Genomic DNA, 13,442 nt, shown 5'->3' on the forward strand with positions numbered 1-13,442 from the left:
ATCAAGGATCTTCCGAAACGGTTGAACCTTCCTTAACGCCGGCGGGTCATAGATCGTCGGACGGAGGGCGGCTTGCGGGCCACGGGCGGGGGATCAGAGCAGTTCGACGAAACTGGGCGGTTCCGGCAGGACAGCGCGGCGGCGCCGCGCACCGCGCAGCTGGATGGCGACCTCGGCGATCTGTTCCTCCACCGAGATAGGGCGCTGGGAGGCGACCTCCAGCCCGCGGTCCTCATAGACGTAGGCGTCGGGATGCGCGTCGGCCCAGCGCCGGATGGCGGCATCGCGTTCGCGCAGCAGTCCGACGATGGTCGGGCGGAACAGCCGCATCATCGCGGTGATCCAGCGGTTGGCCGGCCAGGACGGGCGGGCATGGTCGATCTCGAAGGCGTCGAGCATGGCGATCACGTCGTCGGCCCCGTACCAGGTTTCCCCCGTCACCCAGCGGTTGGTGGTGAACAGGCGCACCGGCTGGCCGGCGACGTCCATGGCGATGCCGATCAGGTGCGACAGCGCGTCGTTGTCGTTCTCCGGCGGCTGGAAATCGGGCAACGGCGCCGGCCGCAGGCCGGACGGCATGCCGTGGGGCCGCAGGAAGGTGTGGAAATGCCCATGCTCCCCATTCGGCCGCTCGCCTTCGGGGTGGCAGTGGTAATAATACTGCGCGTGGAACTCGGCATCGTAGACGTCGCCCGGCGGATAGTGCTTCCACTCGAAGAGCGTGCCGTGGCCGCGTAGAAGCTCGCCCACCACCGTGTCCCCGGTCTTGGCCAGCACGCGCTGGCACAGGCGTACCTCGCGCCCCGCCTCGGCCATCGCCTCCAACTCTTCCCGGGACACCTCCGACCAATCCGTCATCGCCCGATCCTGCGCTGCGCGAACACCCCTATTACGTACGCGGATATGCGGGCGTGGCAAGGTCTTTTCGGACTTCGCACCTGCGGTCGCCGTCGGGCCTGCGCTTGGCCGGTCAGCCGCCGGACGGAAGGAAACGCTGCGCCAGGGACCAGCTCACCAGATCGCCGGTGACTCGGCCCAGCGCCTCGTCGAAGGCGGCGACGATGTCGGTGAAGGACCGGCCGCGCACGGGGGCCGACGCCTCGAAGGATTCTCCCGCCTCGATGGTCCGGCGCGGCATGGCGACCAGTTTCGCCGACAGGCGCACATGCACCCGGTCCGGCATGGCGGCCCCCGGCGTCGTGTATTCCGCCTGGAAGTCGCGCAGCTCCGACTTCAGCACATAGTCGGACCGCAGGCCCACCGTGTCGCGCCCGACCGAGACGATCCGCCCGCTGTCCTCGAAGGTCTGGACGATCAGCCCCTGCACCATGTTGGGGGCGCGGTCGGCCCAGGACACATCGGCGAAATAGTCGAGCGAGGTCGGCGTGCGGGCCAGCGCGATGCGCGGCGTGTCGATCCCGGCGGCGGCGGCCGGCGTCTCCACCAGCAGCTGCCAGTCGGCCTTGGGACCGGCGGCGATGCTGGCGCGCGGGGTCAGGGTGTAGAGTTGCGGCGCCGTCGGATTCAGCGTGGAACAGGCGGCAAGCCCCAGCAGCAGGATGGCCCCCGCCACCGCGCACAGCATCGACGACACCCCCCCTTCGCCCGTCCTCTTCCGCAAGATGGCCGTCCCCGTCATTTCCCACGCACCTCCACACCCTGCCGCGTCCCGCCGAAGAGGAAGTTCGACGGGTCGTTCTCGATCCGCGTGATCACCCGCGACAGCTGCCCGGACAGGTCGCGCAGCTGGGAGATCAGCAGAGTCAGATCATACAGTCCGGTGGCGGTAAAGTCCCGCACCGGCTCGCGATTGTCGGCCATCAGACCGTTCAGCGTGTCGGAGGTGCGCTTCAGCGACCGCATCAGCTCGCGCGTTTCCCCCGTCAGCTGTCTGGCGCTGCCGTCCACCGTCGCCAGCGTTTCCCGCGCCTGCGCCAGCGTGCGGTCCAGCTGCGGCCCGACCGTCTCGAAGCCGTTCAGCGTACGGCGCGCCTGGGTCATCGTCTCCTCCAGACCGGCGCCGGCGCGGGCGAGTTCGCCGCTGAGGATGCGGGCGTTGTCCAGGATCTCGCCGATGGCCTTCTGGTTCTCGCCGTTCAGCAGTTCGCCCAGCCTGGTGATGACCTCCAGCGAGCGGTTGACCAGTTGCGGCGCGCTGTCCACCACCGCGGTCAGCGAGCTCGGCCTCGACGGGATGGTCAGCACACCGTCGGCATCGGTTGCGGTCAGATGCTTGCCCCCCACCGTCCCGCCGGAGATCTGGACATAGGCGCCGCCGGTGATGCCCTGCACCTCCAGCGAGGCGATGGAATCGGCCATCACCGGCGTGCCGTTCTGCACCAGGACGGTCACCCGCACCCGCGTGACGTTGTCGGGGTCGAGCCGGATGTCCGACACCGTGCCCACCGGCACGCCGCGGTAGCGTACCGGGCTTCCCTGCTGCAGCCCGGTGACGGAGCCGGTGAAGTAGATCCGGTAGGTCTCGCGCGTCTCGTCGAGCTGGACCTTGGCGATCCAGGCGGTGAAGACCAGCAGGCCGGCGACCAGCGCCAGCACGAAGCTGCCGACAAGGATGTAGCTGGCGCGGGTTTCCATGGCTTGCCCCTACCCTTTCGCAAGCTGTCGAGCTTGGTTGCGTTCTTTGGCGTCCAGCGCCGCGCGGCCGCGCGGCCCGTGGAAGTAATCGCGGATCCAGGGATGCGGATCGGCCAGATGCTGGGCCAGGGTTCCCACCCGGATCCTGCGGTCCACCAGCACCGCGATGCGGTCGCAGATGGAGGTCAGGCTGTCCAGATCGTGGGTGACCATGAAGACGGTCAGTCCCAGGCTGCGCTGCAGCCCCTGGATCAGCGTGTCGAAGGCGGCGGCGCCGATGGGGTCGAGGCCGGCGGTCGGTTCGTCGAGGAACAGGATGTCGGGGTCGAGCGCCAGCGCGCGGGCCAGACCGGCGCGCTTGATCATCCCACCCGACAGCTGGGCCGGATGCTTGGTTCCGGCATCGGGCGGCAGGCCGGCCATGGCGATCTTCACCCGCGCCACCTCGGCGATCAGCGCCGGCGGCAGATCGGTGTGCTCCTTCAGCGGCAGCATCACATTCTCCGCCACCGTCATGGAGCTGAACAGCGCACCATTCTGGAACAGGACGCCGGTGCGGGCCTGCAGCGCGGTGCGCTCCGCCCGGTCGAGTTCGGCGGTGTCGTGGCCCAGCAGCTCGATCCGCCCGGCGGACGGTGCGATCAGGCCAAGAATTTCCTTCAGCAGCACAGACTTGCCGGTGCCGGAGCCGCCGACGACGCCCAGCACCTCCCCCCGCTCCACGTCGAGGTCGAGCCCGTCATGGACGGTCTGCGGGCCGAAGCGGGTGACCAGCCCCCGCACCCGGATCACGGCAGGCGCGTCCATCACACCCCCAGCATGGAGAAGACGACGGAGAACACCGCGTCGATGACGATCACCAGGAAGATGCCCTCCACCACCGCCTTGGTGGTCATGATGCCGACGCTCTCGGCGCTGCCGGAAACCTTCAGCCCCTCGTAGCAGCCGACCATGGCGATCACCAGCGCGAAGACCGGCGCCTTGATCAGCCCGGCGAGCACCGTGTTGATGCCGACAGCGCTGTGAAGCTGGCGGATGAACTGCCCGAAGGTGATGTCCAGCGTGGCGTAGGCCATCACCGCTCCGCCGAACAGCCCCATGACGTCGGCATAGAAGGCCAGCAGCGGCAGCGAGATCATCAGGGCCAGCGCCCGCGGCACCACCAGCAGTTCCACCGGGTCGAGGCCCATGGTGCCGATGGCGTCGACCTCCTGGTTGACCTTCATGGTGCCGATCTGGGCGGTGAAGGCGGAGCCGGAGCGGCCGGCGACGATGATCGCCGTCATCAGGATGCCGATCTCGCGCAGGACGGAGATGCCCAGCAGGTTGACGACATACAGCTCCGCCCCGAAGCGCTTCAGCTGGTCCGCCCCCTGGAAGGCCAGCACCACGCCGATCAGGAAGGACAGCAATCCCAGGATCGGCAGGGCATTCAACCCGGTCTGCTCGATGTGGAACAGGACGGAGGTCAGGCGCAGGCGCGACGGGCGCAGGATCAGCCGGCCGAAGGTGACGGTGACGAGGCCGAGGAAGCCGACGAGGTCCCGCAGCTCCTTGCCGGCGTTGACCGTCGTCTGCCCGGTGCGGATGACCATGTCCATGATGGGGTGATGGTCGCGCTCGATGGAATGGGGCGGCGCCTTGCCGGCACCGCGCACCGCGCCGAACAGGGCGGCATGCTCCGGCTTCAGGCCGACGATCTCCACCGCATGCCCTTCCGCCGAGAGACGGTCGGCCAGGCGGTTCAGCAGATAGGCGCCGACGGTGTCGAGAGCCTCCACCCGCGAGAGATCGAGCCGCACGGCGGCACCGGCCTGCGGCTTCCGCACCCGGTCCAGCGCGTCCGACGCCGCCCCGGCCGCATGAAGCGTCCAGCGTCCGGCGGCACCGATCCGCCACCCGCCGTCCTGCGGCCCGGCATCGATCCGGGCCGTCTCCGCCGCCGTTCCGTCCTTTGCCAAGGTTTCAGCCACAGGTTCCGCCGCACGCATCCGCACTTCGCCCGGTGCGTCTGGCCGACCGGTTCTTGTGGAACGTGGCCGAGCACCGCCGGATGGTCAACCCCATGCGGCATCTCCGCGCGACACGGCGGCCATGTCCGGCGCACACCATCGCGTCCGATCGCGCCTTTTCGCGCAGGCGGGCAGCCGCTAAAGTGCCGGGCTGCGGCCCCGGCTTTTCAAGCCGGCACCGGACCCTCTACGGACACGATCCTCTATGAACCTGAAAGACCACATCCGCGGCATCACGGATTTCCCGAAGCCCGGCATCCTGTTCTACGACGTATCGCCGCTGCTGGCGAACGGCGCCGCCTGGAAGGCCGCCATCGACGAACTGGCCGACGCCGTTCGCCCGCACAAGCCGGACCTTCTGGTCGGGATCGAGTCGCGCGGCTTCCTGGTCGCCGCTCCGCTGGCGCTGACGCTGGGCATCGGCTTCATCATGGTGCGCAAGCACGGCAAGCTGCCGGGCGACAAGATCGCCCATTCCTACGATCTGGAATACGGCACCGACACCATCGAGGTTCAGGCGGACGCGGTGAAGCCCGGCCAGCGCGTCGTGGTGCTGGACGACCTGCTGGCGACCGGCGGCACCATGGCGGCGGCCATCAACCTGTTGCGACAGGTCGGCGCCGACGTCCGCGCCGCCGCCTTCCTGGTGGAACTGACCTTCCTGAACGGCCGCGACCGCATCGACGTGCCAAGCGTCTCGCTGATGGCGTATGACGAATAGATTTTGGCGACTGTATCGCTGAGCTCGATCGCTCTTCGAAGATCGGTCATCCGCCGTTTCATTGCGGCGGATGACCGGATCCAAGCAAGGTGTTTTCTGGGCAGCTTTTAAAGGAACCGGCAATAGCCTCGGCATCGCCGGGAATTTGCGGTCCTCAAGTGCCTTCTCGGCAGAAACTCAACTCCCTCAGATTACGAAGATGCTCGAGGCCGTGACGCTGGAATTTGCGAAGCTCGCTATTGCGATGGCGGAACCGGAACCGGAACCGTCCGCGTCGAAGTACAGAGTTCGATTGGACGAGTTGAACACGAGAGACTGATTGGCGTTCGTTGCGGCATTTACAGCAAAACGGCTGGCATCCAGCTGTCCCAAAGGCAGGTATCCGAAACCGGCAGAATCCAGTTCGACGATGTCCGTGCCCGGAAGGAAGTCGGCGATCACGTCCTGACCCGCTCCGGCGGAAAGGAAACGGAAACTGTCGTTTCCGGCACCCCCTGTCATGGTATCGGCTCCCAATCCACCGATGAGCGTATCTGCGCCCGCATTGCCATTCAGAACATCGTTCCCGCCGTCGCCATTCAGCAGATTCGCGCCGCCGTCCCCAAAAAGCGTATCCGCGAACGACGAGCCGACCAGGTTCTCGATGCCAGTCAGAACATCGCCATCGGCATCTCCGCCAACCGTTGCCCCGGTATAGAGATTGATTCGGACACCGCTACTGGAAGCGCTGTATATGGCGAAATCTATTCCATCACCCCCATCCAGAAGATCGGCACCACTGCCGCCGATCAGCGTATCGTCGCCGAATCCACCGTAAATGCTGTCCACTCCGCCGCCGCCACTCAACAGATTGGCTTCGAAATCGCCAACTAGGGTATCCGCGAAGCCGGATCCGATGAGGTTGCGGATCTCGATCAGAACATCGCCCTCGGCGTCACCCCCCATATTGACGCCGGTGACCAGATTGACGGCGACGCCCTGCAGCGACGCCGAATAGCTGACGGTGTCCACACCGCCGCCACCGGTCAGACGATTGGCGGCGGCGTCGCCGGAAAACACGTCGTCGAACGGAGTTCCAATGATGTTTTCAACCCTGACCAGCAGGTCATTGCCTTCGCCGAAGGCCGTTCCGTTGCGCAAATCGACTGTGACCGGCCCATCCGCCAGGGAAAAGTCGACCGTATCCGAACCATCGCCACCATCGAACATATCGTTGCCCGACAAGCCGCGCATCAAGTCATCGCCGCCCAACCCAATGATCGAGTCGTTCCAGGATGTTCCATTGATTCGATCGTTACCGGGCGTACCATATATTACGTTGAAATCATCGTTGACGATAACTCCCACGGCCTGATCCTTGATCAGCGATGCACCCGAGGCGTTGAGAAGTTTGACGACGAATGTCTCGTCGGATTCCAGAGACGTATCTCCCGCCACGTCGATGGTGATCGTCTTGGAAACCTCCCCTGCTGCAAAAGACACCTGCCCCGCAGGCAAGGCGCCGCCGAAATCGGTTGCATCGACGCCTCCACCCACAACGCCATAGGAAACGGTCGCAGCCCCATTCAGTTCGCCATAGCGCTTGATGACGAACGAAAACGATGTGACTCCGCTGTTCCCTTCCTCCTTCACCGCGGACAGCGGTTCGATGTCGATACCTGTGAAGTATTTCTTTGCGTATACCCCATTCTTGTCTCCGTCCTGCCCGTTCGATTGCCATGTCACGACAAAGTCGTTCAATGAATTCATTGCAATACTGGGCGATGTCTGATCATTGTTCGTATAATCGTTCAGACGGAATTCACTGCCAAATTTGTTTCCATTGGCATCGAATCGCTGCGCGTAGACACCAAAGCCACTGCCATCCTGGTATCGCGACGCCCATGTGACAATGAACTCTCCAGTCGGAGCCATGGCCACCTTGGCAGCAGCCTGCGAATCGGTCGAATAGGTATTGACCTTGAACTCCGAGCCGATCTTTGTCCCATTGGCGAGAAAACGCTGCGCATAGATGCTTGACTGCGATCCGTCTTGAGCGGGAATCCACACACCGTTTTTATTGAGATTACCAGACGTCCAGGTGATCACGAAATTGCCATTCGCGTCAGTGGCAACATCGCTCACCATTTGGGAATTTGAAGTGTAGGTGTTTACAAGAATATCGCCGGTGGCAGGAGTTCCGTTTGCATTGTAAACCCTTACATATATATCTGCTGCATTGTTATTGATAGTGGTATTTTCCGTCGAGGACCATGTGACGACAAATGATCCATCCTCCCTTATGGCAACCCGCGAAAAATTCTGATGATCTCCCTTGATGACAGAATCTTCTACGCCGGTTCTGACATTGACTCTGAACTCTACACCCGATGGTGTTCCGTCACTGTTGTATCTCTGCCCATAAACTCCGAAGCCGTCTCCATCCTGTTCCATGGAGGACCAGACAACGACAAACTGGCCAAGGTTGTTCATCGAGACATGAGGTTGCATTTGCATGTCTTGCACATAGGTGTTCACCCGGAAATCGGTACCAACCGGAACACCGGACGCATTGAATCTTCTTGCAAATATTTCATTGGTCCCGTTTACCGTCGCCTGGGCGGTCCAGCTGACAACAAATTCCCCGCTATCATTCATGGAGACAGCGGGCGAGATCTGCTGTGCATATGAAACGTCATTTACTTGAAATTCGTTTCCAATTGGCGATCCGGCAGCACTGAATCTCCTGGCAAATATTGTATATGTGTTGTTCTCTCCCAATTGCGTCCAAACGACAACATAGCTTCCATCCGCCGCGATCGCCGATTGCGGCTCGTACTGCGAGAATTGCGTTGTGCCATTCACAAGAATATCCGTCATTTCAAACCTCTTATAGGAAATTCATCGACGCGTAGGATTACCATAAATTGCGTGTGCGGACAATTTTTCCTTATATAAATCGGAGCTAAAATCCAATTTATCTCTATCTTAGTTAGAAAACTAATTTTCCAACTCCGGCTCGAGCAGCAAGATACCGCTGGTTTTCTCGGGACCGCGTCATGATAGGAATTGCAAGCCTGCAGATCGAAACCAGTCCCGGATTGAAGGAAATCCCCCCTGCCACCTGTCGCATGGGGAGGGATGATGGAGACTCTACACCCTGAAGCATGCGGAATCGGTCGCTCCGGGATCATTGGCCCGCCGGAGGGAGGAGGCCTGACTGTCGTCCCCCCGCCTCGAAGGAAAGAGCATGCCGCCGCCGGCTGGGACCGGCAGGGCGGTCAGCCTCGACCGGTTGACAGGCGCCGCCGATGCCCGAAAGGCGGGCCTCAGGCGGTCTTCCACAGCGTGATGATCATGACACCGGCCACCGTCAGGGCGGCACCAGCCAGTTGCAGCCAGCCCATCGGCTCGGCCAGCACCAGATAGCCGAAGACGGCGGCGGCCACCGGGCCGATGGCGCCGCTCAGCGCCACCAGATTGGGGCCGACCCGCCGCAACGCCTCCGCCGTCATCAGCACGGGCAGCACCGTGCAGACCACCGCCATCACGGCCGACAGGCCATAGACCGGCAGCGGCAGGTCCAGCGCCGACAAGGGCCGCAGTACGGCGAATTGCAGGATGCAGCACAGGCAGGCCGCCGTCATCGCATAGGCGGTGAAGCGCATGGACCCGATCCGCTGCACCACCCGGCTGCTGCCGACCAGATAGACCGAATAGAGGAAGGCCCCCATGAAGACCAGCGCGGCCCCGGCCATGAAATTGGGATGGCCGGTCCCGATCTCCGACCACACCACCAGCGCGACGCCGGCATAGGAGACGACCAGCGCCGCCACCTCGCGCAGGCCGATCCGCTTGCCCAGGAACATGGCCGACAGCACCACCACGATGGTCGGGTAGAGGAACAGCAGCAGCCGCCCCATCCCGGCCGAGACATAACGCAGCCCCAGGAAATCGCAGAAGCTGGCGGCGTAATAGCCGGTGACGCCAAGCCCGATGGTCAGGGCAAGGTCACGGCCGGCAATCGACGCACGCTCTCCTTTTCGGGAGCCCGACCACAGTGCCATGCCGAGGAAGAAGGGCAGCGCGAAGACCATGCGCAGCATGATCAACGTCACCGGATCGACATTGTAGCGGTAGGCCAGCTTGATGATGACCGGCCGCAGGGAAAAGGCCACCACCCCCGCCACGGCAAGCCCGAGCCCGGCCAGAAGCTGGACCGGCGGCAGGACGGACACCGCGGCGGCGCCATCGGACGGCAGGCTGGCGGACGGCAGGCTGGCCTGGGATGCGCTGGTCTGGGACAAGGCGTTGGATCCGGTGACGGGAGAGGGAACGCCATTCAAGCACTCCCTCTCCCGTTTGGCTCGCGCCAAGGCGGCGGACGGTCATGCCCTCCGCCGCACCCAGGATTGCACGATCCGCGATGCTGACGATGAAGCCTCCGGACGGTCAGGCGGTGGGCGTCGCCGCGACGGCGGAGCCGCCCATCGGAGCAAGGCCGGTAAAGGCGATCCGCGCCTGCTGGCCGATGGCGATGGAATGCACGCCGGTCAGGGCGCCGGTGGACACCAACTGCCCCGCCTTCAGCGGCCGGCCGAGCCGCGCCGCCATGCCCAGCGCCACCGCCAGCGCCGCCGGGATGCCGCCCGGCAGCTTGGCGCTGCTGCCGACGCCCACGCTCTGGCCGTCGATCAGCACCTCGGCCCGCAGAGCGTCGGCTCCCTCGACGGCGCCGACGATCTCCTCGCCGACGATCAGGCCTGTGTTGTTGCCGAAAACAGCGGTCGAGGCGGTCGGCCCCAGCTCATTGACCGGGGCCAGCGGACCGCCGGCCACCTCGATCACGGCATGGATGGCGGCGATGAAGGCCGCCGCCTCAGCCGGGCTGTAGTCCAGCTTGTCGGCCGGAGCGTCGGCGGCGATGCGCACCGCGAACTCCGCCTCAACCGCGCCGAAGCCGCCGGGAATGACCGGGAAGCTCAACGGTCCGCCATCGGCGGTCACCACCGTGCCGGCAAAGATCGGGCCGATGTAGCGCATGGCACCGAGCGTCTCCTCCAGGGCCGGGGGAACCCGCGCCACCTTCCAGCCAACGACCTCGTCGGGCCAGGCTGCGGTCGCCGTCGCCTGGATGGCGTAGGCGGTGGCGAGATCGGCGGGCAGCGGGCCGGGGAAGTCGGCGAGGCCGGTGGCGCCGCGGCGGGCGGCGACGAAGCGTGCCGCGATTTCGGCGATCACCGGATCGGCCAGGGTCGGGGCGCTCAGCCCGACGGGATGCGTGACGGACATGACAAGGACTCTCCACTGAGGGGTGCGGCGACTGTAGCGGTCCCGGCCGGTCCGGGAAAGTGCACCGCACAAGACCGCGTCCCGAAAGGCGGGGTGGACGGACCATCCGCTTGGGGTGACACTGATGACGTCCTTGCCGCGGGAGAGGCCATGCACTCCGACACCGACGCCGCCACCAGCCAGCTGTTCGGCCGTATCGAAGCGAAGCGCGACGATCTGGTCGCGCTGACCCAGGCATTGATCCGCATTCCCACCGTCAACCCGCCCGGCGACGTCTACACCGACTGCGCCGAGCTGATCGGCCGCCGGCTGAAGGCGCGCGGCTTCACCGTGGAGTATGTGCGCGCGGAGGGGGCGGCCGGCGACAGCGACCGCTATCCGCGCACCAACGTCATCGCCCGCATCGAGGCGCCGCGGCCCGGCCCTTGCGTCCATTTCAACGGCCATATCGACGTGGTGCCGGCCGGTCAGGGCTGGACCGTCGATCCTTTCGGCGGGGTGGTGACGAACGGCCGGGTCTATGGCCGCGGCGCCTGCGACATGAAGGGCGGCATCGCCGCCTCGATCATCGCCGTCGAATCGCTGCTGGAGGAAGGGCTGCTGACCGCCGGCGCCCTGGAGATCTCCGGTACGGTCGACGAGGAATCCGGCGGTTACGGCGGTGTCGGCCATCTGGCCAAGCTCGGCTATTTCTCCCGGCCCAGGGTCGACCACGTCATCATTCCGGAGCCGCTGAATGTCGACCGCGTCTGCATCGGCCACCGCGGCGTCTGGTGGGCGGAGATCGAGACCAAGGGCCGCGTCGCCCACGGCTCCATGCCTTTCCTCGGCAACTGCGCGGTGCGCCACATGGGCGCCGTGCTGCACCGGATCGAGACCGAGCTGATCCCCCGCCTCGCCGCCAAGCGCACCGACATGCCGGTGGTGCCGGAAGGGGCACGCCAGTCCACCATCAACATCAACGCCATCCATGGCGGTCAGCGCGAGGACCATGACGGCCTGCCCAGCCCGATGGTGCCCGACCGCTGCCGCATGGTGATCGACCGCCGCTACCTGATCGAGGAGGACCCCGAGACGGTCCGCGGCGAGATCGTCGCCATCCTGGAGGATCTGCGCCGCAGCCGCCCCGGCTTCGAATACGAGCTGCGCGAGGTGCTGGCCTTCCTGCCGACGATGACCGACGCCGACGCCCCCGTGGTGCGGGCGGTGGCCGCCGCCATCGAGACGGTGCTGGGCCGCCCGGCGCAGCATGTCGTCTCCCCCGGCACCTACGACCAGAAGCATGTGGTGCGGGTGGGGCAGCTGAAGGACTGTATCGCCTACGGCCCCGGCATCCTCGACCTCGCCCACCAGCCCGACGAATGGGTAGGCATCGACGACATGGTGCAATCGGCCCAGGTGATGGCGCTGGCGACGCTGGGGTTGATAAAATAAGGTTTGAAGGGATAGGCAGCGCCCCCCGGCGGGACTTGAACCCGCGCCTCACGACCCGCCGTCGTAAAACGACGTGTCGTGCGCTCTAACCGCTGAGCTACGAGAGGCTTGCGGGTGGCGCTGCAACTTTGTTAATAAAGAACGCCTGTCTGGATTGTCAAGCTTTTCCCGAATAAATTTTCCTCGCACCTAAAAACAGAAAAGCCGAACGAATGATCGAAGACCTAACCAATGCCGTTGCTTATGTTTCAAAGAACAAAGACGCATTCACCGTAGCATTGAGCATTCTGGGACTGGTCGGAATATTGTTTTCATGGCGATCATCGAATGCTGCGAAGCGTTCGTCAGACGCGGCGTTAGAGCAGGCGCGTATTGCAAATGACGGGAAGATAACCGACCGGCTTGCAAAAGCAGTCGAACAACTTGGAAGCGAAAAACTACAAGTCCGGCTGGGCGCCATCTACGCGCTGGAACGCGTCGCCCTGGACAGTCCGCGCGACCATGGGACAGTCTTCGAACATTTGGCGGATTTTGTGCGGGAACATTCCAAGATAAAGCACAAACCCGGTGCCACCTTCATTGACGAAGACCGGTCGCCGGCCAAGGACGATTCGGGCCGAAGGGATGTCTCACTCATACTTAAGGTCATAGGCCGCCGGAATCGCAAGAACGATAAAAATATTCTTATAGATCTCTCCAATTGCGACCTAAAGAAGCTTCGCCTTTCCCGCGGAGATTACTCGTTCGTCAATTTTTTTGGATCCGATCTCAGCGGCACCACCTTTCATGAATGCAAGGTGCAGTACGTAAATTTCATCAAAGCAAAACTCCATAATGTCTCCTTCATCGGAGCTGACCTGTATCAGGCTAATTTTCATAACGCTGATCTTCAGGAAGTGGACTTCAGCCACGGCCTCATGGCCCGTTGCAGATTCATAAAAGCGCGGATCATAGACTGTAATTTCCTGAATACCGATCTGACTGGGTGTACTCTGCTCGCCGACGAATTGAGGGGTAACAAATTCCGAGGAACGAAGTTTTCATATTCTGAGATAAGCGGATTCGACTTCGCATCGAATATACTTGAAATGGTTTCCATGAACCATGCTTCCCTCAAGGAGTGCAACGCACAAGAAGCAAAGCTTCACGATATCGATCTGTCTGATGCCTTCATCATCAAAGGAAATTGGGAAGGCGCCAAACTTCATAGAATGCAAGCCCGACGCGCAAAATTCATGGCCGTCAATCTAAACAAAGCGAAGATGAGCAATTCAAACCTATCCGACGCCACATTCAAGGAATGCAAAATGCATCAAGCCAATCTTACTGCGGCAAACAAGGATAATACCATCTTTGATAAAAGTGACAGTGAGCATCATGTGAATAAGTATAAAGTCAAATAAGGGACC

General features: G+C 63.3%; 11 protein-coding genes and 1 tRNA gene. 3 read left to right on the forward strand and 9 right to left on the reverse strand.

All coding sequences use genetic code 11. The features are described from left to right. Positions 1-93: 93 nt before the first annotated feature. The 5 genes from A6A40_RS13870 to A6A40_RS13890 form a co-directional block, all read right to left on the reverse strand. Complete coding sequence (locus A6A40_RS13870; RefSeq protein ID WP_063635896.1) at positions 94-858, reverse strand: DUF6969 family protein; 765 nt, start codon at positions 856-858, stop codon at positions 94-96. Between the two features lie 112 nt (positions 859-970). After that, entirely contained in the window at positions 971-1,621 is a 651-nt protein-coding gene (locus tag A6A40_RS13875; protein WP_236783675.1) for an ABC-type transport auxiliary lipoprotein family protein, read from the reverse strand. A 14-nt stretch (positions 1,622-1,635) separates the two neighbouring features. Then, positions 1,636-2,595, reverse strand: coding sequence for an MlaD family protein (locus tag A6A40_RS13880; RefSeq protein ID WP_063635898.1), 960 nt, complete (start codon positions 2,593-2,595; stop codon positions 1,636-1,638). 9 nt (positions 2,596-2,604) lie between these two features. Beyond that, the gene (locus A6A40_RS13885) at positions 2,605-3,402 is read right to left on the reverse strand and encodes an ABC transporter ATP-binding protein (protein ID WP_063635899.1); all 798 of its coding nucleotides are present in this window, start codon (positions 3,400-3,402) and stop codon (positions 2,605-2,607) included. Further along, positions 3,402-4,556 carry an ABC transporter permease gene (locus A6A40_RS13890; RefSeq protein ID WP_236783676.1) on the reverse strand — a complete coding sequence of 385 codons (1,155 nt, stop codon included), beginning with the start codon at positions 4,554-4,556 and terminating at the stop codon, positions 3,402-3,404. The genes A6A40_RS13885 and A6A40_RS13890 overlap by 1 nt, the downstream gene beginning before the upstream one ends. A 256-nt stretch (positions 4,557-4,812) precedes the next feature. On the opposite strand from A6A40_RS13890, the gene A6A40_RS13895 reads away from it, so the two are divergent. Further along, positions 4,813-5,328 carry an adenine phosphoribosyltransferase gene (locus A6A40_RS13895; protein WP_063635901.1) on the forward strand — a complete coding sequence of 172 codons (516 nt, stop codon included), beginning with the start codon at positions 4,813-4,815 and terminating at the stop codon, positions 5,326-5,328. Positions 5,329-5,514: 186 nt separating this feature from the next. On the opposite strand, the gene A6A40_RS13900 is transcribed toward A6A40_RS13895, so the two are convergent. From A6A40_RS13900 to A6A40_RS13910, 3 genes are all read right to left on the reverse strand, one after another. After that, entirely contained in the window at positions 5,515-8,187 is a 2,673-nt protein-coding gene (locus A6A40_RS13900; protein ID WP_108546674.1) for a Calx-beta domain-containing protein, read from the reverse strand. Between the two features lie 449 nt (positions 8,188-8,636). Beyond that, a complete protein-coding gene (locus A6A40_RS13905) occupies positions 8,637-9,614 on the reverse strand; it encodes a DMT family transporter (RefSeq protein ID WP_236783677.1) in 978 nt (325 codons plus the stop codon). A 145-nt stretch (positions 9,615-9,759) separates the two neighbouring features. Next, positions 9,760-10,599, reverse strand: a complete 840-nt coding sequence (locus A6A40_RS13910; RefSeq protein ID WP_063635903.1) for a 2-keto-4-pentenoate hydratase — start codon at positions 10,597-10,599, stop codon at positions 9,760-9,762. Positions 10,600-10,749: 150 nt separating this feature from the next. Here A6A40_RS13910 and A6A40_RS13915 point away from each other — a divergent pair, with 150 nt between their 5' ends. Next, positions 10,750-12,033 carry an acetylornithine deacetylase/succinyl-diaminopimelate desuccinylase family protein gene (locus A6A40_RS13915; RefSeq protein WP_063635904.1) on the forward strand — a complete coding sequence of 428 codons (1,284 nt, stop codon included), beginning with the start codon at positions 10,750-10,752 and terminating at the stop codon, positions 12,031-12,033. A gap of 19 nt (positions 12,034-12,052) precedes the next feature. Here the strand turns inward: A6A40_RS13915 and A6A40_RS13920 are convergent. Next, positions 12,053-12,141: transfer RNA gene (locus A6A40_RS13920), tRNA-OTHER, on the reverse strand. A gap of 104 nt (positions 12,142-12,245) precedes the next feature. On the opposite strand from A6A40_RS13920, the gene A6A40_RS13925 reads away from it, so the two are divergent. Beyond that, positions 12,246-13,436 carry a pentapeptide repeat-containing protein gene (locus A6A40_RS13925; RefSeq protein ID WP_082860832.1) on the forward strand — a complete coding sequence of 397 codons (1,191 nt, stop codon included), beginning with the start codon at positions 12,246-12,248 and terminating at the stop codon, positions 13,434-13,436. Positions 13,437-13,442 lie beyond the last annotated feature (6 nt).

This window comes from Azospirillum humicireducens (assembly GCF_001639105.2).
GTDB lineage: Bacteria > Pseudomonadota > Alphaproteobacteria > Azospirillales > Azospirillaceae > Azospirillum > Azospirillum humicireducens.

What these genes read in the sequence shown, in the direction of transcription:
- A6A40_RS13870 (WP_063635896.1), bottom strand. Translation starts at nt 858, where the DNA reads ATGACGGATTGGTCGGAGGTGTCCCGGGAAGAGTTGGAGGCGATGGCC.
- A6A40_RS13880 (WP_063635898.1), bottom strand. Translation starts at nt 2,595, where the DNA reads ATGGAAACCCGCGCCAGCTACATCCTTGTCGGCAGCTTCGTGCTGGCG.
- A6A40_RS13885 (WP_063635899.1), bottom strand. Translation starts at nt 3,402, where the DNA reads ATGGACGCGCCTGCCGTGATCCGGGTGCGGGGGCTGGTCACCCGCTTC.
- A6A40_RS13895 (WP_063635901.1), top strand. Translation starts at nt 4,813, where the DNA reads ATGAACCTGAAAGACCACATCCGCGGCATCACGGATTTCCCGAAGCCC.
- A6A40_RS13900 (WP_108546674.1), bottom strand. Translation starts at nt 8,187, where the DNA reads ATGACGGATATTCTTGTGAATGGCACAACGCAATTCTCGCAGTACGAG.
- A6A40_RS13910 (WP_063635903.1), bottom strand. Translation starts at nt 10,599, where the DNA reads ATGTCCGTCACGCATCCCGTCGGGCTGAGCGCCCCGACCCTGGCCGAT.
- A6A40_RS13915 (WP_063635904.1), top strand. Translation starts at nt 10,750, where the DNA reads ATGCACTCCGACACCGACGCCGCCACCAGCCAGCTGTTCGGCCGTATC.
- A6A40_RS13925 (WP_082860832.1), top strand. Translation starts at nt 12,246, where the DNA reads ATGATCGAAGACCTAACCAATGCCGTTGCTTATGTTTCAAAGAACAAA.